27 protein-coding genes and 1 pseudogene are annotated in these 25,163 nt (G+C 40.0%); 17 read left to right on the top strand and 11 right to left on the bottom strand.

Going from position 1 to position 25,163, the window contains the following annotated elements:
• Positions 1-9: 9 nt before the first annotated feature.
• Positions 10-1,131 carry a type 1 glutamine amidotransferase domain-containing protein gene (locus AAEU29_RS17065; RefSeq protein ID WP_421974432.1) on the bottom strand — a complete coding sequence of 374 codons (1,122 nt, stop codon included), beginning with the start codon at positions 1,129-1,131 and terminating at the stop codon, positions 10-12.
• 80 nt (positions 1,132-1,211) lie between these two features.
• Positions 1,212-1,538, bottom strand: a complete 327-nt coding sequence (locus AAEU29_RS17060; protein ID WP_421974431.1) for a hypothetical protein — start codon at positions 1,536-1,538, stop codon at positions 1,212-1,214.
• 211 nt (positions 1,539-1,749) lie between these two features.
• Between AAEU29_RS17060 and AAEU29_RS17055 the strand changes: the two genes are divergently transcribed.
• From AAEU29_RS17055 to AAEU29_RS17045, 3 genes are read left to right on the top strand one after another with little or no spacing between them, the layout of a single operon-like run.
• The gene (locus AAEU29_RS17055) at positions 1,750-2,580 is read left to right on the top strand and encodes a mechanosensitive ion channel family protein (protein ID WP_274761414.1); all 831 of its coding nucleotides are present in this window, start codon (positions 1,750-1,752) and stop codon (positions 2,578-2,580) included.
• A gap of 53 nt (positions 2,581-2,633) precedes the next feature.
• A complete protein-coding gene (locus AAEU29_RS17050) occupies positions 2,634-3,005 on the top strand; it encodes a VOC family protein (protein WP_421974430.1) in 372 nt (123 codons plus the stop codon).
• Between the two features lie 33 nt (positions 3,006-3,038).
• A complete protein-coding gene (locus AAEU29_RS17045) occupies positions 3,039-3,500 on the top strand; it encodes a DUF3291 domain-containing protein (protein ID WP_421974429.1) in 462 nt (153 codons plus the stop codon).
• A 24-nt stretch (positions 3,501-3,524) separates the two neighbouring features.
• Here AAEU29_RS17045 and AAEU29_RS17040 read toward each other — a convergent pair whose 3' ends face one another.
• Positions 3,525-4,214: an alpha/beta hydrolase gene (locus tag AAEU29_RS17040; protein WP_421974428.1), complete on the bottom strand. Its 690-nt coding sequence runs from the start codon at positions 4,212-4,214 to the stop codon at positions 3,525-3,527.
• Positions 4,215-4,386: 172 nt separating this feature from the next.
• Between AAEU29_RS17040 and AAEU29_RS17035 the strand changes: the two genes are divergently transcribed.
• Positions 4,387-6,222, top strand: coding sequence for a DUF885 domain-containing protein (locus tag AAEU29_RS17035; RefSeq protein ID WP_421974427.1), 1,836 nt, complete (start codon positions 4,387-4,389; stop codon positions 6,220-6,222).
• Between the two features lie 64 nt (positions 6,223-6,286).
• Here AAEU29_RS17035 and AAEU29_RS17030 read toward each other — a convergent pair whose 3' ends face one another.
• The 3 genes from AAEU29_RS17030 to AAEU29_RS17020 all read right to left on the bottom strand — a co-directional run bounded on the left by AAEU29_RS17030 (position 6,287) and on the right by AAEU29_RS17020 (position 8,579).
• Positions 6,287-7,582, bottom strand: coding sequence for a Glu/Leu/Phe/Val family dehydrogenase (locus tag AAEU29_RS17030; protein WP_421974426.1), 1,296 nt, complete (start codon positions 7,580-7,582; stop codon positions 6,287-6,289).
• Between the two features lie 308 nt (positions 7,583-7,890).
• Positions 7,891-8,169 carry a superinfection immunity protein gene (locus tag AAEU29_RS17025; protein WP_274761420.1) on the bottom strand — a complete coding sequence of 93 codons (279 nt, stop codon included), beginning with the start codon at positions 8,167-8,169 and terminating at the stop codon, positions 7,891-7,893.
• Positions 8,170-8,315: 146 nt separating this feature from the next.
• Positions 8,316-8,579, bottom strand: coding sequence for a ribbon-helix-helix domain-containing protein (locus tag AAEU29_RS17020; RefSeq protein WP_421974425.1), 264 nt, complete (start codon positions 8,577-8,579; stop codon positions 8,316-8,318).
• Positions 8,580-8,594: 15 nt separating this feature from the next.
• Between AAEU29_RS17020 and AAEU29_RS17015 the strand changes: the two genes are divergently transcribed.
• The gene (locus AAEU29_RS17015) at positions 8,595-8,990 is read left to right on the top strand and encodes a VOC family protein (RefSeq protein WP_421974424.1); all 396 of its coding nucleotides are present in this window, start codon (positions 8,595-8,597) and stop codon (positions 8,988-8,990) included.
• Between the two features lie 5 nt (positions 8,991-8,995).
• On the opposite strand, the gene AAEU29_RS17010 is transcribed toward AAEU29_RS17015, so the two are convergent.
• The gene (locus tag AAEU29_RS17010) at positions 8,996-10,222 is read right to left on the bottom strand and encodes a low temperature requirement protein A (protein WP_421974423.1); all 1,227 of its coding nucleotides are present in this window, start codon (positions 10,220-10,222) and stop codon (positions 8,996-8,998) included.
• A 491-nt stretch (positions 10,223-10,713) separates the two neighbouring features.
• On the opposite strand from AAEU29_RS17010, the gene AAEU29_RS17005 reads away from it, so the two are divergent.
• Both AAEU29_RS17005 and AAEU29_RS17000 read left to right on the top strand, forming a co-directional pair.
• Entirely contained in the window at positions 10,714-12,789 is a 2,076-nt protein-coding gene (locus AAEU29_RS17005) for a TonB-dependent receptor (RefSeq protein ID WP_421974422.1), read from the top strand.
• A 96-nt stretch (positions 12,790-12,885) separates the two neighbouring features.
• Entirely contained in the window at positions 12,886-14,016 is a 1,131-nt protein-coding gene (locus AAEU29_RS17000; RefSeq protein ID WP_421974421.1) for a PepSY-associated TM helix domain-containing protein, read from the top strand.
• A 102-nt stretch (positions 14,017-14,118) separates the two neighbouring features.
• On the opposite strand, the gene AAEU29_RS16995 is transcribed toward AAEU29_RS17000, so the two are convergent.
• On the bottom strand, positions 14,119-15,075 hold the full coding sequence (locus AAEU29_RS16995) for an integron integrase (RefSeq protein ID WP_421974420.1): 957 nt from the start codon (positions 15,073-15,075) through the stop codon (positions 14,119-14,121).
• A 365-nt stretch (positions 15,076-15,440) separates the two neighbouring features.
• Between AAEU29_RS16995 and AAEU29_RS16990 the strand changes: the two genes are divergently transcribed.
• On the top strand, positions 15,441-15,716 hold the full coding sequence (locus AAEU29_RS16990) for a hypothetical protein (RefSeq protein ID WP_421974419.1): 276 nt from the start codon (positions 15,441-15,443) through the stop codon (positions 15,714-15,716).
• A 350-nt stretch (positions 15,717-16,066) separates the two neighbouring features.
• Here AAEU29_RS16990 and AAEU29_RS16985 read toward each other — a convergent pair.
• A pseudogene (locus tag AAEU29_RS16985) lies at positions 16,067-17,089 on the bottom strand (IS110 family RNA-guided transposase).
• A gap of 101 nt (positions 17,090-17,190) precedes the next feature.
• Here AAEU29_RS16985 and AAEU29_RS16980 point away from each other — a divergent pair.
• From AAEU29_RS16980 to acuI, 9 genes are all read left to right on the top strand, one after another.
• Positions 17,191-18,012, top strand: coding sequence for a DUF2971 domain-containing protein (locus tag AAEU29_RS16980; RefSeq protein ID WP_421974418.1), 822 nt, complete (start codon positions 17,191-17,193; stop codon positions 18,010-18,012).
• A 121-nt stretch (positions 18,013-18,133) separates the two neighbouring features.
• Positions 18,134-18,565, top strand: coding sequence for a hypothetical protein (locus AAEU29_RS16975; protein WP_421974417.1), 432 nt, complete (start codon positions 18,134-18,136; stop codon positions 18,563-18,565).
• Positions 18,562-18,993: a hypothetical protein gene (locus AAEU29_RS16970; RefSeq protein WP_421974416.1), complete on the top strand. Its 432-nt coding sequence runs from the start codon at positions 18,562-18,564 to the stop codon at positions 18,991-18,993. Before AAEU29_RS16975 ends, AAEU29_RS16970 begins: the two co-directional genes overlap by 4 nt.
• Positions 18,994-19,079: 86 nt before the next feature.
• Complete coding sequence (locus tag AAEU29_RS16965) at positions 19,080-19,394, top strand: hypothetical protein (protein ID WP_421974415.1); 315 nt, start codon at positions 19,080-19,082, stop codon at positions 19,392-19,394.
• A gap of 21 nt (positions 19,395-19,415) precedes the next feature.
• Positions 19,416-19,814: a hypothetical protein gene (locus AAEU29_RS16960; protein ID WP_421974414.1), complete on the top strand. Its 399-nt coding sequence runs from the start codon at positions 19,416-19,418 to the stop codon at positions 19,812-19,814.
• Between the two features lie 107 nt (positions 19,815-19,921).
• Complete coding sequence (locus tag AAEU29_RS16955) at positions 19,922-20,152, top strand: hypothetical protein (protein WP_421974413.1); 231 nt, start codon at positions 19,922-19,924, stop codon at positions 20,150-20,152.
• Positions 20,153-20,196: 44 nt separating this feature from the next.
• Positions 20,197-20,532 carry a 5-carboxymethyl-2-hydroxymuconate Delta-isomerase gene (locus AAEU29_RS16950; protein WP_421974412.1) on the top strand — a complete coding sequence of 112 codons (336 nt, stop codon included), beginning with the start codon at positions 20,197-20,199 and terminating at the stop codon, positions 20,530-20,532.
• Positions 20,533-20,811: 279 nt separating this feature from the next.
• The gene (locus tag AAEU29_RS16945; RefSeq protein ID WP_421974411.1) at positions 20,812-21,207 is read left to right on the top strand and encodes an ExbD/TolR family protein; all 396 of its coding nucleotides are present in this window, start codon (positions 20,812-20,814) and stop codon (positions 21,205-21,207) included.
• A 183-nt stretch (positions 21,208-21,390) separates the two neighbouring features.
• Positions 21,391-22,371, top strand: coding sequence for an acrylyl-CoA reductase (NADPH) (gene acuI / locus AAEU29_RS16940; protein WP_421974410.1), 981 nt, complete (start codon positions 21,391-21,393; stop codon positions 22,369-22,371).
• Between the two features lie 63 nt (positions 22,372-22,434).
• Here the strand turns inward: acuI and AAEU29_RS16935 are convergent, their stop codons facing one another.
• Together AAEU29_RS16935 and AAEU29_RS16930 are read right to left on the bottom strand one after the other, a co-directional pair.
• Positions 22,435-23,775, bottom strand: coding sequence for a sensor histidine kinase (locus AAEU29_RS16935; protein ID WP_421974409.1), 1,341 nt, complete (start codon positions 23,773-23,775; stop codon positions 22,435-22,437).
• 5 nt (positions 23,776-23,780) lie between these two features.
• Positions 23,781-25,112 (bottom strand): sigma-54-dependent transcriptional regulator, encoded by a 1,332-nt coding sequence (locus AAEU29_RS16930; RefSeq protein ID WP_421974408.1) that lies wholly within the window; start codon positions 25,110-25,112, stop codon positions 23,781-23,783.
• Between the last annotated feature and the right edge of the window lie 51 nt (positions 25,113-25,163).

Here is a 25,163-nt window from a genome sequence, read left to right as displayed (position 1 = left end):
GTTTTTTCATTAAAGCGATTGCACTTTATTTAATAAGGATGCGATATCTGTACTGTCAGGAAACTTCTCTTTTGCCGCCGCAAGATGTGTTTGTGCAGCTTTAAACTGATTTTCAGCAAGCAGTGTATTTGCCATTGCTAGCTCCAGCATCGGGTGATTAATGGCATCTTTAGTCACTTCCATTAATGAAAGCGCGGTATCGCGTTCCATTTGGTTTTGCGCATGCTTACCTAAATAAACCCCAAGCATCGCTAACAGCATGGTATCAAAGTCATCTTTGTTGGCATTATATGTAGCAAGCGCTTTTGTTTTATTTGCAAAAAATTGCTCTGCTAATTTAATCGTGCGGTCGTCTTTAAATTCAATTGGTTTGTCGAGTGTTAAACCTAATTTCTCAACAACGGCAATTGCTGTGTCTGTGGTTGAAAATGGGTTTTGACCAGTCAGCAAATTGCCATCAAAACTGACTTGATTGAACATCAAACTGTCTTGTTGATAAAGCGCACCTTGCTCTGATAATTTATTGGCAAGCGAAAATGGCATTTGCCATTTTTTAGTAAAGGCCGTCTCTTCTAAATCACTAAAGGCTGATACACGTTTACCTGCTAGCAAGTACTCACCGTTTGATAATTTAATATCTAAAAGCGCAGCAGGTCCATGACACACAGCGCCAATCACGCCATTATTTTCATACACTTGCTTTATTATTTTTTTAACGCTGTTATCACTGGCTAAATCAAACATAGGGCCTTTACCGCCCACCACATAAACAGCATCGAAATCGTTATGATTGAGGGTTTCAAGTTTGATTGTGCTTTCAAGCTTTTCTAACGCACTGCTATCTTTTAAAAACGTCGCATTGTACGATTTTTCTTTGTTGTAGTTATCAGCCAGTACTTTTCCGCCTTTTGGCGATGCAAAAGTAACGTTTGCGCCTGCGGCTTTAAATACTAAATACGATTTACTCATTTCATCGAATTCGTAGCCTGGTTTAACTAATTCGCCCGCTGCGTCCTTTTCGCCATAGCTACTTAACACCATTAAAATATGCTTTTGCTCATCAGCCATTAGGTTAAGTGAAGAAAGGCCAAGTAAACTTGCAATAACGCTGTGTTTAATTTTGATTGACATAACATGCTCCTATTGATTGTTGAGTACAATCTAGCAAGGGGCATGTGAAGAAAATGTGAAGTGAAATTGATTTTTAACGGTTAGCTATTTTTTTTAACCGAAGTCATAAACTGCTCGACTTTCAGAGTAATAAACTCATCAACCGCTTCTTCCATCGACTCGATAGTAAAGTTATGTAGTTCCAGAACGCGGTCTGCTTGGCTTTCACTAATCAGTTTATCGCTGAGTAAATACTCCCATTCGGGCAGTGTTTTGTCGTATCGTGGGATCACATTGAGTTCAACAAACGGGTAACTAAACTCAACTAAATTAATTAAACGGCAAAAGTCTTCAACATAATCTGTGCCCGTCGGCCCCAAACAGCCCGGTTCTAAACGAAAACGAATCACTAATTTTATATTAGACATAAACCACCCTTAATTTCATGACAGCTACAAAACACTGTGCACTTCAAACTATGTGATCGTTCTGGCTATTTCGCAAGTGATTGTTAACTAAATTATTGATTAATCAATTTTAGCTGCGCTAGCGCAATTAAAACGCAGTGTGTTTATTTTGTCACTTGAACAGCTCTATAAGATAGCTTAGTGTATATTTTTTAACTAAAAGGAAAGTCTCATGGAAGAATTTATAGCTCAACTCGATTTAAACCAATATCTGCCCACTGCACTTGATTGGGCAACCAATCTTATTTTGGCGCTCGCCATTTTAATTATCGGTGTATGGCTTGCAGGTAAAGTAAATAAAGCCATTATTAAAGTTGCCAATAAACACGCGCAATTGGATGACACCTTATTTAAGTTTTTTGGCAGTGTTGCCAAATACACCATCTTAGCCTTTGTAGGCATTGCCGTACTCAACCGTTTTGGCGTCCAAACAGCTTCAATCATTGCTTTACTCGGCGCTGCCGGTTTAGCGGTTGGCTTAGCATTACAAGGCACTCTGTCAAATTTAGCAGCAGGCGTAATGCTACTTATTTTTAGACCGTATAAAGTTGATGATTTTATCGAAACGGGCGACCAATTCGGTAAAGTTGCTGAAATAGACATGTTCACCACCATTCTACAAACATTTGATAATCAACGCATTATCATTCCTAACAGCGATATTTGGGGCAGCAAAATTATTAATCATTCACACCATGCAATTCGCGGTGTGGATATGCATTTTGGTATTGCTTACAGCGAGAATATTGATGCAGCCCGCAAAGTAATTGAAGGTGTACTTACAGCGCACCCACATGTACTTAGCGAACCAAGTCCGTTTGTTGAAGTGGAAACATTAAACAATAGCTCGGTAGATTTTTTAGTTCGCCCTTTTTGTCAGGGAGAACATTATTTCGATATTTTGTATTCGGTGCCAGAGCAAATTAAAAAAGCACTCGATGAAGCAAATATTGAAATTCCATTCCCGCATCGTAAAGTTATTTTAGTTAATGAAAACAAATAAATAACTCTAAGGCATGCGCTTTAAACGCATGCCTTAATATTTTGAGGATTAAAATGAATTTAAACCAAGTTACATTACCAGTAGCTCACATGAAAAATGCAGTTACGTTCTACCAAACGCTCGGTTTTGAACTTATCGTCGACACACCCCATTATGCACGTTTTGCCTGCCCGATGGGCGATTCAACATTTTCGCTATCACTTGAAGAAAACCCTGTTAATGGCGCAACCATTTATTTTGAACATGCAGAACTCGATAACTGGGTTGACGAATTACAGGCCAAAGGTATTACGTTTACACAGTTACCAACTGATGAGCGATACCTATGGCGAGAAGCAGTGTTATTTGACCCTTCAGGCAATAAAATCAAGCTATATTGGGCAGGTGTAAACCGTTTAAACCCACCGTGGCGTGTTAAAAATTAATCGTTTTTCCGTAAGTTCTCGCAAAGGATGACTATGCAATTAGCTCAACTCAATATCGCGCTTGCAAAATACGCACTTGATGCACCTGAAATAAAAGACTTTGTTGATAACCTAGATAAGGTGAATGCACTCGCTGAAAACAGTGAAGGCTTTATTTGGCGCCTGAAAGATGACTCTGGCGATGCGACCAATATTCAAGCATTTGAAAACCCCAATATGCTCGTCAATATGTCTGTTTGGCAAAATGTCGATAGCTTAAAAAACTTTATGTTTCGCACCCATCACCGCGATTTTATGCGCCGCAAAAATGAGTGGTTTGAAAAGCTAAATGAAGATAACTACGTGCTATGGTGGGTGGAAGATGGTCATATTCCATCAGTCGAAGAAGGCATAGCGCGCCTCTCGCAATTACGTAGCCAAGGCGATACACCCTCTGCTTTTAGTTTCAAAACCAATTTTACCTCAGAAGATCTCAAAGAAGAATTCAGCAATTAAGTCAAAGGGATAACTAAATTGTTGTTATCCCAAATTCATTTTAGCAGCGATCCAATTTTTTACTGGAACAAGCCATTCATCACTTGGGGTGTAAAATGCACCATGTGAAAGCCCTGTATTAATCTCAATTTCCTCAAATGACGTTAACGCCGTACTTTTAGCTTTTAATTTAGCACACGACTTTGCAGCATCACTTTTCTCGTAAACTGACAACACATCGCCATACACTTGAATATCGCTGTGTTTACTTGAAATCAAGCGCCCACAACCAGCCAGTAAAATGGTATTAACACCAATATCCTGTAAGTAATGTGAGGTAAGCCCTGTAATAAAGGCGCCTCTTGAAAAACCAACAAGGGTAATATGTGTTGGTTTTACGCCATTTTTAACTAGGCTGCGTATGTCTTCGCTTAACTGTTTGGCATATACAAAAGGATCCGTATTCTTTTTGCGATGCGTTGCAACCAAGGTATACCGTGCATCCGAAAGCGCTTGTTTGATACCCGGAAAATCATACACCCCCCAACCATGTTTGGTTTCTATTGGCATTGGATTATCCCCTTCAACAATGAACCCGTGCGAATAAAACACAAACTTACTTGCTTTGTTGTAGTTTTCAGGAATGTTATTTAAAACTTGATTAGCCATTGAGGTGTTGGTTAAAAGCAAGCTAAATAGCCAAACAATCATTTTGATAAACCTTGATGCTTTCAAGCTGTCTCCTAAATAAATAATCTTTCAAGCAAATGAATTCTAAGGGTAAAGAGTTAACTTGTATATCTTAAGCACACACTTCTTTACCATTATTCAAGGTTAATAAATTGTTAATTTGACGAATATCGGTATCATAGCAAGGGATGCAAACAACAACTTATATGGAAGCCCAATGATTAAAAAAATAATAAAGTGGCTAGTGCTGAGTATTTTATTACTGGCATTTTTAGCAGGGGCATTTGTTGCCCATGAATGGTACGCCAAAAAGCCATTGCGATTTAAATCGTACGTTGACCGTACTATGGTAAAAATGGCCTTTGACAGCCCAGAAACCCTTACCTCGCTTGGTTTTTTAGAAAGTTTAGGCTTTAACAGCCACAATGCAGAGCTTGATGATGCAAGCCTTGCTAAAGACGACGAAATGTTCGCCCTGTTACCCGAAATTAGACAAGGTGTACTGCAATATGACGACAGCGAACTCGACAAATCTGATCAAATGTCGAAAGAGATTGCGCTCTATTTACTTGATTTTGCTGTTGATGCCACCGAGTTTCGCTACCACAGTTATCCGGTAAACCAATTATTTGGCATTCAAAACGGTTTCCCAAGTTTTATGGATGCGCAGCACCAAGTTAATTCGGTTGAAGATGCTAATAACTACATTAGCCGTTTAAACCAAGTTAAACGCAAGTTTAGCCAAAGCTTAGAGGGGCTAAAATTACGAGAAGAAAAAAACATTATTCCACCGCGTTTTGTAATTGACCGCGTACTTGACGAAATGACCACCTTTGTTGCAACCCCAATCAATGAGAATATTCTTTACACCTCATTGCAAGATAAAATGAATAAAGCAGCAGAAAGTGGCAGTGCGGTTTTTGACGACCAAACTCAAGCGAAGATCCTTGCTGACGTTGAAAATGCAATGACAGAATCTGTGCACCCTGCTTATCAGCTGTTTATCGATTACTTTAGCGCACTTCGCGATAAAGCCACAACCGATGATGGCTTTTGGAAGTTACCAAATGGTGATAAAGCTTATGCCAGCTCACTTAAATTTTTCACTACCACCAACTACACTGCCGATTTTATTCATCAAACAGGGTTAAATGAAGTTGCACGAATTCAGGGAGAAATTCTCACAATTTTAAATAGCGAAGGATTTGATACCAGCCTTGGCTTTAGCACGGCTATTGAAGCGTTAAAAGCCGATGAGCGTTTTTATTATCCTGATACCGATGAAGGTCGCGAACAAATTTTAGCGGACTATCAAACCATCCTAGATGAGATTGACCAAGGACTTGATGGCGCGTTTAATATTCGACCAAAAGCAGGTATGAAAGTGCGTCGCATCCCTGAATTTAAAGAAAAAACCGCACCGGGTGCCTATTATCAACAGCCCGCTATTGATGGTTCACGCCCTGGGTTATTTTTTGCCAATTTATACGATATTAAAGCCACCCCTAAATACTCAATGCGCACCCTCGCCTACCACGAAGGTATTCCAGGCCACCATTTTCAAATTGCCATTGGAATGGAAGCTGAAGGCTTGCCGCTCTTTAGACGCATGTCGCCATTTACTGCTTACACTGAAGGCTGGGCACTTTATGCTGAACAAGTTGCGTGGGAGCTAGGTTTTCAAAACGATCCATACGATAATATTGGCCGCTTACAAGCAGAGCTTTTCAGAGCAGTACGCTTAGTAGTCGATACCGGTATTCACCATAAACGTTGGACACGTGAAGAAGCTATTGACTATATGCTTAAGAATACCGGCATGGCAGAGTCAGATGTTACCTCTGAAATAGAGCGTTATATTGTGATGCCAGGCCAAGCAACCGCCTATAAAGTCGGTATGATGAAAATCTTAGAAATTCGTGAAAACGCCAAACAAACGCTAGGTGATAAGTTCGATTTGGCTGAGTTTCATGATGTGGTGCTTAAAAATGGTGCCGTACCTCTGGATATTTTGGCGCGGATTGTTGATGACTATGTGAAAAGCAAACAATAATTTATAAAAAACGTCACACAAAAAGAGCAGCTTAAGCTGCTCTTTTTATACAAGTGTACTTTCTTTAACGATTCGATTGCGCATTAAAATAATCAGTTGTGCCATGCGCTTCTATTGCTTCGGTTAATGCCACCAGCGCCACATTGTAAACACTGTCCCTTAGTGAAATGCCTTTCTCAGTATAAATCTGCCATGCATTTTCAAAGGCCTTTTCAAGCTTTTGGTGCAGTTTTTCTTCTACTTTATCAAGTGTCCATTGTTCACCTTGGCGGTTTTGCAGCCATTCAAAATAACTCACAATAACACCACCTGAGTTAGCCAAAATATCGGGCACAATTGTGACATTATTGGCTTGAAGTAAGCTGTCAGCATCACTCTCAACAGGGCCATTTGCTATTTCAACAATGTATTTTGCCTTAACCTCGTTTGCATTATTTTGTGTTATCACCCCATCCAGTGCCGCTGGGATCAAAATATCCACATCCATTGTGATCAGCTCTTCATTACTAATGTGTTTAAATTCAAGCGTCTCACGCACGGATTGATTACAGTAAACCGCTGTTAACTTTTTACTGCGCTGTTTTTCTTGATAAATACTATCAACATCAAGCCCTTCAGCGCGGTAGATGCCGCCTTGCGAATCACTAATGGCAACAATATTAAATCCCGCTTGCTGAAGTAATTTTGCACAGTGATAACCACCATTACCAAAACCTTGAATCGCAACGGTCAGTTCGCTTGGTTTTAACCCTAATTTTTTCACTAGCATTTGCGTACAAATAAAGGCGCCGCGGCCAGTTGCGCTTTCACGCCCTAAACTACCACCTAAAGAGATAGGCTTACCTGTGATCACCGCAGGCGCTTTACTGCGCGTGATTTTTTCATATTCATCCATCATCCAGCCCATAATGCGGGCATTGGTATATACATCAGGTGCCGGAATATCGGTATCTGGGCCAATAAAATCAGCCATTGCACGCACATAAGCACGAGACAAACGCTCTAGTTCCATTGGTGAAAGCGTTTTTGGATTTACCGTTACACCCCCTTTACCACCGCCAAGCGGTAAACCCACAACAGCGCACTTTAATGTCATCCAAAATGCCAATGCTTCTACTTCATCTTGATTAACCGCTTGATGAAAACGAATACCCCCTTTGCATGGGCCCAAAATATCATTATAGCGACAGCGATAACCTTTAAAATAGGCCAACCTGCCATTATCTAATCGGACAGGTAAATTACACGCAAGGGTTGCATGAGGGTGACTTAATGCTTCAATCACTTGGCTTGATGTATTGGCTTGCTCGCCAATGCGATGCAAACGCTCTATCGCGCTTGCCAGTACCGAATTACTCATACCGACTCCTTAGTATTTTCTTATAATTAAAGGTAATTTTTTTAGAAATTCAAATTCTTACTAACCATAACCAATACTCACCTCCATGGGGTTTGGTTTAAATAAATTGAATTTGTTATTAAGAGATTTAAGCATTCTTGTTTAAACGCATGCGCCAGCGAGAGTCACTTTGTTACAGTGCAAGCCTTAATAGCGAAAGTTAGAAAAGAAATGTCTATTAATGCGGGGTTCTAATATGTTTAATGAATAGCGCTTTGCCCTTTTAATCACAATGCAAAACTAAAAGGGCATTTTTAAAATGGTGAAAATTAGTTACTTTCAGGTGTTACTTGCTCTTTTCGTGATTTAGTCACGACCCTTTCAACACTTTTGCCAGTCACCGCCCAAAGAAATAAACCTGACCAAGCAATCAGTGAAAAACCCGCTGGTACACATGCAACGGTAATCACTTTTGCATGTTTACGGTTTAAGAAGAATGCAAGAATGGCAGGTAAAAACCAAAGCACCAACGTCACTAAGGCTACACCTAAAACAAATACAGGGTTTGCATTGGCAAAAAATTCTTCAAAAAAAGTAAGCGTTTCCATAAGTTAAATTCCGAGTAAGTAAGCAATAGGGCTAGACTAATCGAACGCACGGTATGAAAGAGCGCTAAGTGTTAAGCGGTTAAACCAAGTGATTTACGGTAAAAAACTCAGTGTAGTAATGGGTTACTACCCTTTTTGAACGGCTTTCAGTTACTATTTAATGCAAAGGTTAAGCAGGTTACACGCAGCATAGAGGCAAGGTTTTTAACACTACCATGACGCTCAACAACCTCTTGATACAAGGTGGCAATAAATTCTGGCAAAGTAACATTTTCGGCTTCACAAATTTGTTCCAAGATTTGCCACATTTTATTTTCTAACGAAATGCTCGTAACGACCCCATGTAAACGTATCGACCGCTTTGTGCTGTCGTAAGATGTTTGCGGTTCTTGAGCATATAATTCACACATAAGGTTTTCCAATACATGGCTAAAATGATTCACAGCATGATCCGCGTAGTAGACGAATCAAAGTCACTGCAATTTTATCAAACTATTCTCAACTTAACAGAAAAACGCCGTATCACTTTTGATAGTTTTTGCTTAATTTATCTTGGTAATGATGAATCTGATTTTGAACTTGAATTAACCGTTAACTTTGACACTAAAACGCCCTACACACATGGCAATGGCTATGGTCACCTTGCAGTAAGCGCAGAGAATATTGAAGCAATCCATCAAACAGCCTCTGAACTTGGCTATCAACCCAAAGAAGTAAAATCGTTCTACAATGGCGATGCGCTGGTTGCCAAGTTCTTTTTTATAAACGACCCAGATGGCTATGCCATTGAAGTGATTGAGCGCTCAGATACCTTTAAGTAAAGCCACTAATGTGACTTTATTTCACTTTCGTCCGCTAATTGTTCTTCTTTAGAAAGAACAAGGTAACCGCGCGTTACGGGAATAGCAATTTGCGAAATTAACGCTGTGCCCCACAATAAGTTGCCTACTAAAGCAGGTACATATGGCACAATAAAAAATGTACCAATAGCCAAAGCTATACCAAACAGCCTAATGTTTGGCGTTGCAAAGCGATGGGCTATTCGCGTTTCAATGGTGCACTGTATCCATAATAAACTCGCTAAATATAAAGCAAGCCCGGCACAACCAACTGCGGCATATTTCAATGGGTAGGGCTGCCAAAACCCTACTTTAACTTCGCCAGCCAACGCCACACCCACCATCACGGCGGCTAACATTAAAAATAAATGGGCTATCCACCAGCTTACGAGTGTCCACTTTTTGGTATTTTTCGGCTTACCATTCCCTACAAAGTCAAAGTAAATCCAACATAAAACAAATACAGCAAACCCACCAAAAATAAAATTGGCGAATATCTCAGGGTTTACTTTATATACCCCTTTTTCTGAAAGGGTGATAACTAATTTAAAAAAGCCTTCACCCACCACAATCAAGAGTAATAGCGCAAAACGTTCAGCCATATGCCCTAAGCGCGGCACAAAACGGCTGCATTCGAGTATCCCTACCTTTGGCAGCATGTAAAGTAACTGAATACTAATAATACCCAAAGCAAATAACCCAAAGTTAAACGGCTTTGGTAAAAACGCACTAATCGCAAATACTATCGCCAATAAAAAGAAATTGCGGCTCACTTTGCTGGCAAGCACCGTTTCTTCAACACCTAAACGATTGGTTCGATAAAATAAATAGCCCGTTATAAAACGGTTAACTGCGTAGGCAAGTGCAAAATAGAGCCAACCTTTATCTAAGATATGAGGAATAGAGGCCGCCATCACCATTGCGGTGACAATTTGGCTCGACATAAGCAAGCGATGTTTAACATCAGTGCTTACGTAAAGTGAATTAAATACACTCGAATCGGCCCAAGCAAACCACACAGCAATAAATATCCCTGCAAAAACAGTAAAACCCGCAAGGTTAAGGTGATCACTTAAGAAATTACCAAGCAAGAATATAATTACAACATGAATAAGATCATAAAAAAGCTCTATCCAATGAACATGATCGTGTGCGTTTTCAACGTCCATATGATGTTGTGGTGCTCGCCACATCGGGTGTCGTTCTAAGGGCATAGTCTGACCTTGCAATTAATTATGTGAGTAACAGTTTCTTTAGCATAATGTAATTAAAAACGCTGATAAACGCTTAATTAAACGCGCTTTAATGTGTTTGTTGTATTCAATAATATCTTTTAAACAGATTTATCAACTTCATTTTTGATTAAATAAACAGCAAAAAATTAATTTTCACCATCAACAGGTGTTTATTAATAACTATTTGAATGACAATTTACTTAAATACATTTTATTAAAACAATAAAATGCAAAAGGCACAGATGCTCTGATATATATCTGCTATTCAAGCTAAGTTACTAACAATATTATATTTTCAAAACACCCTTCCCATTAAATTTCTTAAGTTTAACTCACTAAAAACCAAACAACGGTATATTGCCTAATTGATTACATTTTAAACTTAACGATAATTATTATCATTTGCTATTTCAATTTTAATTATCTTTCTATAAAATGCCCGCACTTTTTCAGGGATATTTAGGTTTAGTATGAAGTTAAATCACATTACCAAAGCAATTACACTGTCACTTTTATCACTTTCAGCAACCGCTGTAGCCGATGAAAAAAAACTAGAAGTTATTGAAGTGAAAGGCACTTACTTTAACGATTACAAAGTAGATGATGCCTCTGGCGCAATGCGCGGTAATACATCACTACTTGAAACGGCGCAGTCTGTTACCGTTATTCCAGAAACCATTATTGATGAACAACTTGCTACAACATTAGGTGAAGTATTAATTAATGACGCCAGCCTCTCACCTGGCTCAAAACAGCGTAACCGTGAAGTTTTTAACGCCCGAGGCTTTGCTCTTAGCTCATCAAATGGCTATTTACGCGATGGTCACCAACATTGGTCACACTACCAGCAACCTATCGAAACGCTATCACGTGTAGAAGTAATTAAAGGCCCATCAAGTGTGCTTTATGGCCAATCTGCACCGGGTGGTTTAGTTAATATGGTAACTAAAAAACCAACCTCATCGTCGCTTTTGGATATCAGTGCAGACGCAGACCAAAATGGCTCTACACGTTTTATGTTAGATGCTGGCGGTAACTTAATTGAAGACCTAAATTACCGCGGTGTATTAGTAAAACAAGATGTGGTATTTGACCGTGAATACGCCAATGGCGAAAACCGAGAGCGCGACCGCTTTTTAGGTTACCTTGCGGTTGATTACGCAATTACTGACGACTTGATTGTGAATGTGTACTACGACCAAACAGATGACAAAACTGGCCTTGATACAGGCGCTTGGTTAAACAGCAACGGTGATGTAATTGGTGATAAAGACTATATCTATGACTTTTCATGGGCATTTACTGATATTCGCGTAAACAACCTAGGTACCAAAATCGATTATCACCTAAACAATGACTGGCAAATGACGTTTGGTTACAACGAGCAAACCTTTGAGCGTCAACGTTTTGAGTCTGCGCCGCGTAAGCCATCGGATTATGTAGCTGGTGATAGTTATCAGTCGCGCCCATACGACCGCTTTGATGATTGGCAATTTAAAACCATGTATTTCGATGTAAAAGGTGAATTTAATACGGGTAGCATTCGTCATAACTTACTTGTTGGCGCAAATAGCCTAGATTATTACTATGGTCAGCTACGCGTTAAAGCTGCAAGTGTTGATTACACACCTGGCAGCCAAGAACCAACGCGCCCAGATATTTCATATAAAACGGACGACACCCTTTACACCAGCGAGTACGACTTTTACGGTATTTATCTACAAGACTTAATTACCTTTAACGATACATGGCAAGTATCGCTTGGTGGCCGTTTTGACAAACAAAACAAAGAAGGTGCTGACAGCGAATCATTTGTGCCAAAATTTGGTGTGCTTTTCCACCCTATTTCAGATGCAACAGTTTACCTAAGCTATGCCGAAGGGTTTGAGCCACATTCAAGCGAAACATTAAATGACGAAACCGATAAAAACCACGGCATGAAGCTAGATGCAGTGACATCGGAGCAATTAGAGCTTGGTTTAAAATGGCAAGTGTCTGAGCGCTTAATGATTGATACTGCCGTGTTTGATATTGAAAAAAGCGGCGTATTAGTGCGTGAAACGCTGATTGACGACCCTAATTTTGAAACCATCACAACCCAAGCTGGCCTGCAGCGCCATAAAGGCTTTGAAGCATCAGCACAAGGTGCTGTTACAGATACGCTTTTCGTAATGGCATCAACCATGTACCTAGATGCACAGTACGAGCGTGACAGTAACTACGAAGGCAAAACACCTGTGGATGCACCTAAATGGTCAGCATCACTTTGGTCGCGTTACGAAATGACCGAAAAGTTAGCCCTTAATGCGGGTTTAATTTACCAAGGTGAGCGTTTTGCTGACGCCGACAATACGATTACTAAAGATGCGTACTACCGCCTTGATCTAGGTGCAACTTTCAGCACACAAATTGGTGGACAAGACACCGACTTCCGCTTCAATATAGAAAATGCATTAGATGAAGATTATCTTGCTGGCGGCGGTGTAAACAATGTCACCATTGGTGATGCACGTACTGCCCGTTTTGAAGTTCGCGTGTCACTTTAATACAAAATAAGACGCATTAACCGTCAATTAATGCATTAAATAAAGCGAGCAACCTCAAGGTTGGCTCGCTTTTATCGTTACAATGAGCAATAAACTATGAGTATAAGAAAAGCGTTTTTTTGGCTACACCTGATCTTTGGCTGTATAGCTGCCCTATTTATCTTTTTAATGTCGGCAACGGGTGCACTATTAACTTATGAGCGTCAAATTATTCACTTCGCTGAAAAAAGCGACTACCCACAAGCAAATCACCACACAAATACACTGTCGTTAACAGCACTAAGCGAGATTGCCAAGACCTTGGCCCATGAAAAACCGCTGACAATTTCCCTGAGAAAAGAAGAAAACGCCTTTGTACAAGTAAAAGAAGGCCGCAAAACCCTTGCCTACTTAAACCCTTATACAGGTGAAAAAATAGACGAGCCTGGGCTTGCCACCAAAACCTTTATGCGCAAGTTACGCGCCTTTCACCGCTGGCTCACACTCGATGGCAACTTTAGTGAAACTGGCCGTTGGGTAAACGGCATCGCCAATCTTATGTTTTTTGTATTAGTGCTTTCGGGCCTTTATTTATGGTTGCCAAAACGCTTTAACAAACGCGCATTTAAACAAAAGCTTACGTTTGGCAAGTCTTACCCAAACATTAATGCCCGCGACTACCAATGGCATAATGTGTACGGTATTTACCTTGCGCCAGTACTGGCGGTAGTGATTGCAACAGCGTTCTTTTTCTCATTTAAATGGCCGGGTAATACCTTAAAAGAGGTGATTTCAAATGAAGCAAAAGTAGAGAAGCTTACAGCAATGCCTTTAAACCAAGGCACAGCTCAATCGCTTGATGTGTTATTTAAAAACGCCATAGGCCACACACCAGATTGGCAGCAGGCACAATTTAGCTTACCAAAAACGCCAATGGATAAACTGGCATTTAGCCTTGATACTGGCACAGGTGGCGAGCCACAAAAACGCTTAACGGTAACGGTAGATACACAAACAGGCGCTGTATTACAAATACTCACCTTTGATGATTTATCAACCTATCGCAAAGCCCGTAGTTACATTCGCTTTTTACACACGGGCGAAGCATACGGTATCTTCGGCCAAACCATCGCAGGCCTTGCCTCTCTACTTGCGTGCTTACTCGTTTATACAGGCGTCATGCTTTCATGGCGTCGCTGGCAAAACTACCGTTTACGAAAAGCAAAATTAGCATTAGAAGCGGCTTAATATCATCAAACTAATAAAGGCTAACGCGTGTTAGCCTTTATTTATTATTCACTTATTAAATCCTTTCACAAAACAAATAAACATGCGGTTTCATTTTAATGTTCAACGATCAATAGGACTTCTTGTATTACCAAAACGCGTACCCACAACATGCGTGTAAATTTCTGTGGTTTTTAAGTCAGTATGACCAAGTAATTCTTGTACAGTTCTAATATCAGTGCCTTGCAGTAACAGCTCAGTGGCAAACGAATGCCTGAATGTATGCGCCTTCACACGTTTGGGAATTGCTGCTAACTGTACGGCCTCTCTAAGTTTTTTCCTAAAAGCGGAACCATGAATATGATGGCGACAAATATAACCATCATATGGATGAACACATCGTGTAGTGGAAGGGAATAAATATTGCCAAGAAAAGTCTTTAATCGCATTACCATATTTACGCATTAACCCAGGTGGTAATGACGTTAATCCATAACCTTGACTTAAATCCAACTGGTGTAACGTTTTTACTTTGTCGATTTGACAGGATATTGCATTGTTTAATGATTTTGGTAACAACGAATACCTGTCTTTGCGCCCTTTCCCTCTAAATACAAAAACCATATTATTTTCAAGATCTAGATCTTTTATTCTTAGGCTCAACGCTTCATTAATTCTAAGCCCACTACCGTATAAAATAGAAGCAATTAACCAATGAACACCCTTCATTTTGTCAATAATACAGGTCGCCTCTTGATGCGTAAGTACGGTAGGCATCACTTGCTCTTTTTTTGTAAATGAATAATTGAGCCCACGTATTTCTTTTTTTACAACATAACGATATAAGAATATCAGCGCACATAGCGCTTGATTTTGCGATGCAGGGCTTACCTGACGATTTAAGGCTAAATGATTTAAAAATCGTTCTATCTCATGATTTCCCATTTCATTTGGATGCCTCTTGTCATTAAATAAAATAAACGATCTTATCCAAAAGAGATAAACCTTTTCAGTTTTAATACTATAACGCCTTGTTCTTAGCTCAACCCTTACAGATTCAATAAATGGAGAATATCCCATAGCGCACCACACATATAACTGTACATATATACAGTTGTATGTGGTATTTCAGTTTTTATCAATCAAACGGCTCGTTATGTAAAATTTTTCTTGGCTCGATTATCTAAATTAAAATTGTAATTTACTGATATTATTAACTAAATGTTTTGAAGTGAAAATATATAACGCGCCAATAGATACTCGATTAAGTAATGGCTCGTTTTTACTACAGTACTTTTACATTGCTCGCATCAAAAACTATTGGTAACCTACGGAAATCATTAAATAAAAAACTTATTAGTCGGGATTTTTCTGGATGTGGATAACTTCCTTAAATCGAAATGCGCACTAATAAGCTGTTATGTTGCAAAAGGAGTATTGAGTAAATGGCTGCGTTCGCGTTTCTATATCTAATTTTAATCATTTACTCAGTAGTACTCAGGCTAAGCGTTCGAACTCAAATTAAAGAAAGCGGCAGGGTCGGTTTGCTATATAAAATTCAAACTGCCACCGTAATCGTAATCTCGTTCGCGGCAGGTACAACTCTAAATTATCTATTTGCTCAAACAGTTGTCGAGTGGTCAATTCAATATGTACCAACATTAGTTTGTGTTGCTATTTTGGTTGTATGGCAAAAGGTTAAAGTGCACAATGCAACATAACAAGCTAATAAATAAGGACAAAAAACAGTTGGCTGTTTTCGTTCCTCAACATTTTAGCCAACAATTTTTTGCCCATTATTAGGGCTACATGGACTCCCCTTTGTCAAGCAATAGACGTCTTCGACAACAAGAAGATCTGACAGCAGCTCTACATTCGGCGTTTATTAGCTTTGCTACGCTATCGCCCTGATGATTTGCGCTTGAGCAATGACCTCATTCGTTAGACAGTATTTCCTACTTCCCGACTAAACAGGTTTTATCGCTCTCGGTCTGACCGTGTTATCGTCAATTGCTATTGCTGAGACTCGGTGGGGTTAACCGTTTTGGTGAACCGCGCTTAGCTAATTAAATCACACATAATCAACCTGATATTCTTTGCCTGATTGCAGTAGCGCCCAGAATAAACGGGCATTTTTTGCAGCCAATGCTACAACCGCGCGTTTAAAGCCCCGTCTTTCAATCAAGCCTTGCACCCATAAACTGGTTTTGTCTGTTTTCGATTTACAGTTGGCAATCACAGCACGAGCACCATGGATGAGTGACGTTCGTATGTGCTTTTCACCGCGTTTACTAATTCGGCCTAAGTGAACATTACCACCCGTTGTGTATTGTCGGGGCACTAAGCCAACCCATGCTGCGAATTGACGGCTAGAACTAAAGTGCTTTGCATCATTAACAGTCGCAACAACAGCGGTTGCAGTGACTTCACCAATGCCTGGAATGCTCATTAGCAATTTAGCAGCAGGCATTTGTTTGGATAGTGCATAGAGTTTTCGGTCGTATTTTAATATTTCTTGATTAAGCCCTTGTATGCTGAGCCAAACATCGGTTAATAGTTGACGAGCAAGTTGGGGTAAACCATTTTCAGCGTCCTCTAAAATACTGGAAATGGTATTTTGTGCTGGATAGCGGCCTTGGGGCATCACGATACCAAACTCAGCAAGTAAACCGCGTAAGCGATTTATACTGGCGGTGCGGTCTTTTATTAAGCCTTGGCGAATACGATGCAAACACAACACCGCTTGTTGCTCTTCATTTTTGATGGAAACAAAACGTGTTTTTGGACGAGCAACAGCTTCACAAATGGCTTCAGCATCATTGGCGTCATTCTTCTCACTTTGGCGATAAGGAATAACAAACTTAGATGCCATAATGCGTACAGTATGACCGAGTTTGGTAAACTCTCTTGCCCAATAATGTGCACTTTAGCATGCTTCCATGCCAATTAAGCAAGGTGGTAATTTAGTAATTTCAGCTAAGAGATTGTTTCGTTTAATAGTTTTACGCAATTTGCACTTGCCATGCTCATCAACCCCATGGATACTAAAAACATATTTGGCTAAATCGATGCCAACAACTTTAATTAAAGACATATGGACTCTCCTCGTTTTGGTTTAACTACCACTATGGCACATTGTGGCTAAGTGGTTGGGGAGTCCATATCATTCGTTATGTGCTTTAAAAGGATTCAGCATTGAATTTACATCATTACACAACCTTAGAAACTCTCGCTTTAATATTAGAGTCAAAAAAAATCCGCTTTAACAGGCTAACTAATGTGGATGATGTCCAAGAGTCAGAAAACTTTGGTCGCTATGATTTATCTCCATTTATATACATTTCCTGTTGGACATTAAGTCCAGAGGAAAGTATTCCGCTTTGGAAGATGTATACCTCAAACATGAAAGGTGTTCGTATTACATTTGATGGGGATCCTTTTCATTACAGAAAACCTGAAGTGTCAGACTTACCAGAGTTAAATATCGAATTAGATGAAAACCTTTTGTCCCCTTTGACATTTAAACAAATGATGTCGCCTTCCTATTTCATACTCCCAAGTTTTTTGAGTAAAGATCAATTTGGTAAAAAGGTAGAATATGTTGATGATGTAACCGGAATTTACGAAAATTCAGTTGCAATCCAAGTAGAGCCTGATGGAAAAGCTCACATGACTATGCCAGGGGCAGGTAACGTTGCTATACATAAAAACAAAATTTGGAAGTTTCAAGAAGAGTTCCGATATTCTTTGATAGCTTTCCCACCTCCAACGGGAGGTTATAGCAATGAAAATATCCCTGAAATATCAAATGTCGCAATAAATTCTATCTATCATGGTAAAAAAACAGAAGTTGATTATATTGATTTAGATATGTGCCCCGAGAAATTGGAAAATATGACAATTACACTTGGACCACTTGCGACATATGCAGATGAAATAATTCTAAAAGCTCTAGTTTCAAAGTATTGTCCTAATGCAAATATTAAGAACAGCAACCTTCAAGGTAAAATAAGGTAACAGCACATAACAAAGCCATGAAGAACGGAACCGTAATAGTTGGCTCTGTTTCGCTCCGCTTCACATTGTAGCCAACAATTATTTGTCCGCTTATGGCGGCGTTATAAATCATAAGGAAGAAATGAGTAATTTCGATAAAATCTCTACTTATCATGGAACCTCAGACCAATATGCCGAAGAGTTGGTCGATGGGAAGGTAGATACCTCTCTGGGGGGAGGAGAATTAGGTCAAGGGTTCTACTTGGGTACTGCTTTACATGTTGCAAAAGCATGGGCAAAACAAATGCACAACAGTGAATCGGTTGTTGAGTTTCAATTCGATGATGATGAGTTCTGGAATTTTGACATAGAGAGTCTGACGGAATTACAGGCCATCGAATATCGCTCAATTATAAGAGCCAAAGGGCTAACTAGAACCTATAAATTTTCGAAAGATCTCGTATGGGGACCTATTGTTGGTGGACCAAAGGTCTATTCTGACCAGCACAAATGGGAATCTGGTGACGGTGAAAAATTCCTAAATGGAAACAAGGTATTGAGGCGAAAAAGATGAATAGTCCTGTTTATTACCTTAGTTTCTATAATGAAGGTGGAGGCTTTTTATTTCCTGATGAGTTGCCTTCAAATTATTACTCTCCTGGACTTTTTCTCATTGAATCTAGCCACGATGGCACATACCCATATGCGTTCTCATTTGACGCTATGGATAATGGAAAACGCGTATCTCTTAAGCTTGTAAGGGCGGATGAAGGAAATCCTAAATCTACATTGTATGTTGTTCGCACTGAACATTACGGCTCATTTTGGTTCAATCTAGAAGTAGTTAACCCTGCATTACCATATTTAGGTAGCAGGCCACAGCTAAAACAAATTAGCGGATTTAGTATGGCGGTTACTACAGATTCTTCCAAATTAGAAAGAGCTTGCCATAATTTTGATTTTTATTTCATTGGAAGCACCTTGCTAGAAAATGATTTATAACAAGTCAATTAACTACGCACCTTCGGTGCCGGACGCGCAAAAAGCGCGCGCCGGTTATTGAGGCGTTAGGGTTACAAGGAAAGTAAGTGCAAAAATTCCGATTCATTTGTTTAATATTTGTTTTTGGCTGTGTCGGTTGCAGTGAAAAGCCAGTTGATATCGTTACTTGTACTGGTGCCGTTTCCGAAGGAAGTGTTTGGGTGTCAATTTCAAACAATAACCAAGTAACAATTGGTAGCTCACAGTTTTCTGAGAGTTTACTTCGCTCAAAACATCAATTGGTTAAGCAGTCTTGTGAATCTGTTATGGTTATAATTCAGGCTGATAAATCAGCCAAAAACAAAGTAGTTTATGACACAATACAGCAAGTAAAATCATTCGGTTATCAAGTGTCGCAGTAACCCTAACAAGCGCATTAATAAATGGATGCATTGAGCAAGCTTCAAGAAAAAAATAAAACCCACTCTAAGCATCAGCGTAATACTAGCTGGAACACTGTTTGGATCTTTTGTCTATTGAGCCCTTTGCTATTTAGCTATGGCTACGAATTTTATTTTTCAGTTATACAAAATACTGAATTTGAGTCTATTCATGCAGCTATAGTTTTAGTCGGCTCGCTAGGTTTTGGTTTACCTTTAGCAGCTATGGGCGATCTAATGCTTTTTAGGCGCGTCATAAAATTGCTTTTGCTAATTGCTGCAGAATCATGGTTCATTTGGTTTTGGGTTGTTTCTGAATTATCTTGGCTAGCGTTTTTGCCACTCATTCCTGCTTTTGTCATGTTGCAAATTCAGTTGCCCAAAATAAAGGCTGGTAAGTAAATGGTATATAACAAGCTGTTTAAGCGCGGGACTGCTAACGTTTGGCTCTGGCGAGAGAGGTAAAATTGAAGCGTAGTGTTCAGTTTAAAATATATTTGGGTTTGTTAGTGTTATGCATCGTAGGCTACCAATTCCAACATACAAGCATTGATAATTTCTTTGTTAACCCGTTTTACATCGGTAGCATGATGCTTGGTATTCTATTAGTAATTAAAGCTTTTGGTTATCACTGCCAAAAATGTCTTCGCAATCAAGTGATACAAGGTTTTTACAAATATCGTTTACCATCTTCAAATTGTTATAACTGTGGTCACGATATTGATAAAAATAGCACCTAACAAGGCCGTTAAACCCATGAAAAAAACAAATACAGGAGAATCTAATGCCACATTGCGTAATTGAGCATTCAGATGATATTGATGGCAATATGTTAATTGAAGCTGTTCAAAAAGGGGCGTTAGCGTCTGAATTATTTGAACCGACGGGCAGCGATATTAAAGTAAGAGCAACAGCATTTTCACAGTACAAAACTGGCGTTGTTGACCTTAAATTTGTGCATGTCACACTTAAAATTTTATCCGGTCGCACAAGCGAACAAAAAGCAATGCTATCTAATACTGTTTTAGGTAAATTGAGCGGTCTTTCACTTACAAACTGCTCAATCTCAGTAGAAGTGCAAGATATTCACCGCGCCAGCTATGCAAAAGTGATTGTCTAACCTTACCCCTTTAAAGCGAAACTGCTGATGCTTTGCCGATAAAACTTAGCACTATCAGTTTCGCTGATGTTAAAAATTGCCACTTATCTCTTTGTATCCGCCTTTCGGTTTAACTGTCCCCTATTCTGCCGCTTTTTCTTTTCCCTTTTATAAGGCGTAACCAATAAAACAACTAAAAATGTAAGCAAACATTAATATTAACAATGAGTTAAATATTAAGTTACAACCCTAGCCTAGGCTTAAATTGATGGAAGAATAACAATCAATGAGGAGTCAATTATGGCCAAACAAAACGCTCATACGCAAAAAACAGAAGTAGATATGAACCCTATGCTGGATATTGTGTTTATCCTGCTTATCTTTTTTATTGTAACCACCAGCTTTAATCGGCCAACTGCGCTTGATTTAAACCGAGCTACAGAAAACAAACCAGCACTTACGCAAACAATTACACCGCAATTTCATATCACCAAAGATAATCGTGTACTGCTAAATAATAAGCAAATTGACTCACAATCTATTGCCATAAATTTGGCTCGCCTTGATGCCAATGGCGAGATTACAGCGATTTCAGTTACTGCAGATAAAGAAAGCACACATAACACCTTAGTGCATTTGTTAAATGAAATTAAAGGGTATAGCTCTGCACCTGTTACGCTAGGTAATGCTGGCTAATTTAAAAGGCTAACCGCGAGGTTAGCCTTTTTATTTCATCTAGCGTTTTTATAAGTGCAATAGCGGGCTTATTGTTTTAGTTAAGCATCCTTTTGTACTGCTAAAGTGTCATTTTAGTCATGCATGATTTAAGTCTAGACTGAGTTAAGCTTTTTATACTCTGCCATTTAATGGAGACTAACAATGTTTAATGCACTCGTTCTAAATCAACAAGATAAGCAAACAATTGCAACCGTTCAGCAAATTGATGAAACGCAACTGCCCGAAGGTGATGTGTTAATCAATGTTGATTACTCCTCACTTAACTATAAAGACGGTTTGGCAATTACCGGTAAAGGTAAAATCATCCGAAACTTCCCAATGGTGCCGGGCATTGACTTGGCAGGCACTGTTATAAGCTCGCAAGATTCGCGATATAAAGCGGGAGATAATGTAGTGCTTACTGGTTGGGGTGTGGGCGAAAACCATTGGGGTGGCATGGCCGAACGCGCGCGTTTAAAAGCCGATTGGCTTGTTCCGTTACCAATCGGCTTAAACAGCAAACAAGCGATGATGGTAGGCACCGCCGGTTTAACCTCTATGCTCTGTGTTCAAGCACTATTAGATGCTGGCTTAACACCAGATTCAGGCGAAATTTTAGTCACAGGCGCAAGTGGTGGCGTGGGCTCGGTTGCCGTATCGCTGCTTGCCACGTTGGGCTTTAAAGTTGCTGCCGTAACAGGTCGCATTGAACAAAATGGCCCTCTGTTAGAAGCGCTTGGCGCAACTCGCATTATCGAGCGAAGCGAATTTGAAGAACCTGCTCGCCCACTTGAAAAACAACTGTGGGCTGGTGCAATCGATACTGTAGGCAGTAAAGTGCTTGCCAAAGTGCTAGCACAAATGGACTACAATGGCGCAGTAGCAGCTTGCGGACTTGCCGGTGGATTTGACTTACCAACCACAGTAATGCCATTTATTTTGCGCAATGTCCGCTTACAAGGCATTGATTCGGTAATGTGCCCAACCGAAAAGCGCATAAATGCATGGCTAAAACTGGTTGAGTTATTACCAAATAGCTTCTTTGAACAAGCATGCACCGAAATTACATTAGATGACGCAATTAAGTATGCCGAAGACATTACCAACGGCCAAGTTACAGGCCGTGTGGTAATAAAGCTTTAGTACAAAACAAAAAGGCTAACCCTGCTTACCCATAGGTTAGCCTTATTTCTTATAAAACCTTTGTTAGCTTGGAATAAACACTTTAACCACTAAACCCGATTGACCATCACCACGGTTATGTAAACTCAGTTGCCCGTGATGCGCTTCAGCAATTTCGCGGCATAACGCTAGCCCTAAGCCACTACCACTTGCTTTGGTGGAATAAAATGGCACTAACGCATTGGCCATCACGGTTTCACTCATTCCGCGCCCTGCATCACTCACACTGATTAATGTTCCGGCTTGCTTAACGGCTTGCGTACCTGACTGTTTCGTTTCAATTTGTATCGTTATATCGGATAACTGAGAGCCAGATTCATGTGCATTTTTAAGTAAATTAATCAGCAACTGCGACAGTTGAATTTTATCTGCATAACAGGGAGTTTTTGGTAAGTGCCCTTCAAGCTCAAATGGCCATTCTTGCTCAACACTTTCAAGTAACGTTTGCCATGCTAACTTTTCTAATTTAGGTTGAGGTAACTTGGCAAATTTACCATAGCCTTGCACAAACTCGTTTAAGTGACTGATGCGTTCTTGCATTGTCGAAAATACCCTTCCAAGCCTTGGCTCTTCTAAGTTTTGAGACAATAACTGGCCGCTGTGTAGCAACGACGACATAGGGCCAAGTGAATTGTTTAATTCATGGCTAATAATGCGTATTACTTTTTTCCAAACCGCCACTTCTTGTCGGCTTAACTCGCGGGTTAATTGCTTAAAAATGTATAAGTGATGCTGGTGATTGTTAAGCAAGAACTGGCCGGTAGAGAGGTGCCACGTTTGTACTTCATCTGAGTCGTGTTTTAAATGAAATAAACCATCACGACCCGATTCCATTGCTTGTTTAATTTGCTCATGTGCCGTTTGGTAAAGGGCGTCACGTGTTAGCCCTTCTAGTCTTAAGTCACTGGCAAATAAACGGTTTGCACTTAAATTGCTAAACACAACATGATCTGTACTATCAATTAACACCAATGCCTGCGGTGACGATTGCAGTACTTTATCAAGCATTAATTCCCGTTGATAGATCCACTGTTTTTCTTGCCTAAGTTGCTCCGCTGTTTGGTTATATATTTGGCACAAATGACCTAGTTCATCCTGTGCGCTATAGGCAAGTAAGCTTGAAAATTCACCGTCTTTAAAATTAAGTAAACCTGTCTCTAACGCTTGTATACCTGAGTTAACCGATTGCGTTAATAGCCCACTTACCACCCAGCCAACTGGCAGGGCAATGATTAACGCCACTATGGTTTGCGTGCTTGTTGCATTTAGCAATAACAAAACGGGTATTAATACCAATGCAATACTCATTACAACAGCCAATTGTAATTTAGTGCGGGTAGTAAGCTTTGATAGGTGTTTTTTCATAGTGGCTAATAATCTATATCGAATTTTTGCAGGCGGCGATAAAGTGCTTGGCGAGACAAGCCAAAATGGCGCGCAACTTTGGCAATTACGCCCTGATATTCACGCATTGCATCTTCAATCTCAGCTTTATTGGGTTCTTTATTCTCTTTTACCTGCGCTTTAGCTTGGCTTTCTAATAAGCCAAAATCGTTAAACACTAACTGGCCATTAGGGTTTAATACCGCAGCACGTTTACAAGCGTTTTCTAGTTCGCGCACATTACCAGGCCATGAATAATCAAGTAGTGCTTGCTCTGTTGCAATGCCAATTTCACGGGCCGGTAAAAAGTGTTTAATCAGCGGCAAAATATCATCTTTACGTTCACAAAGTGGCGGTAAGCGCAGTTCAATAACATTAAGGCGATAATACAAATCTTCGCGAAAGCGCCCCGCTTTAATATCAGACAGTAAATCTGCATTGGTTGCTGAAATAACCCGTACTTGCACTTTTTGCGTTGCAACTGAGCCCAAGCGTTCAAATTCGCCACTTTGCAACACACGCAGCAGTTTCATTTGCCCTGATGGGGGTAAGTTACCAATTTCATCTAAAAATAAGGTGCCGCCGTCTGCCGCTTCAAACCGCCCTATTCGTTGTTTGTTTGCCCCCGTGTACGCACCTGCTTCTGCGCCAAATAATTCCGCTTCAATCAAGTCGCTTGGCAGCGCCCCTGCGTTAACTTTTACAAATGGCTGTGCGGCTAAATTGGAGTTCAGTTGAATAATCTCTGCAATGCGCTCTTTACCACTGCCATTTGGCCCAGTAATTAATACCGACACATCGGATTTAGCCAGTTGTAACGCCATGTCCACCACACGCTCCATTGCGGTGCTGGCAAAAATAAGGCCTGCCAGATTGGCATCTTGATGATGTGATTCGCGCTCATCTTGCTGGCGTGTAAAGGTGGCGTTGTCTTGTTTGGCTTTACCAAGTTCAATGAGGTTGGCAACACTGGTTAAAAGCTTGGTATCATCCCACGGTTTAGCAATGTAATCTGCTGCGCCTGCTTTGACTAATTCAATGGCGGTTTCAAGCTCTGTCCATGCGGTAATTAAAATAATGGGTAAATGCGGATTTAGCGCCCTTAGTGCATAAAACAAAGTCCGCCCTTCCTCACCTGAGGTGGTGTCGGCAGTAAAGTTCATATCTTGAATTGCCAAACTAATACGTTGATATCGTACAATTTGCTCGGCTTCAAAAGGCGTTGACGCGGTGACCACATCGTAACCATGGATCTCTAAAATAAGTGACAATGCTTCAAGTACAGCGGGGTTATCATCAATGACGAGAATTTTATCCATTTGTTTTTCTTTTTATTATTCATGCTACACCAACGTTTGCCAGTGTAGCAT

It is taken from the genome of Pseudoalteromonas aquimarina, assembly GCF_049257255.1.
Classification (GTDB): domain Bacteria; phylum Pseudomonadota; class Gammaproteobacteria; order Enterobacterales; family Alteromonadaceae; genus Pseudoalteromonas.
Note: the sequence above shows the minus strand (reverse complement) of the source record. Positions and strands in the feature narration are given on the sequence as shown.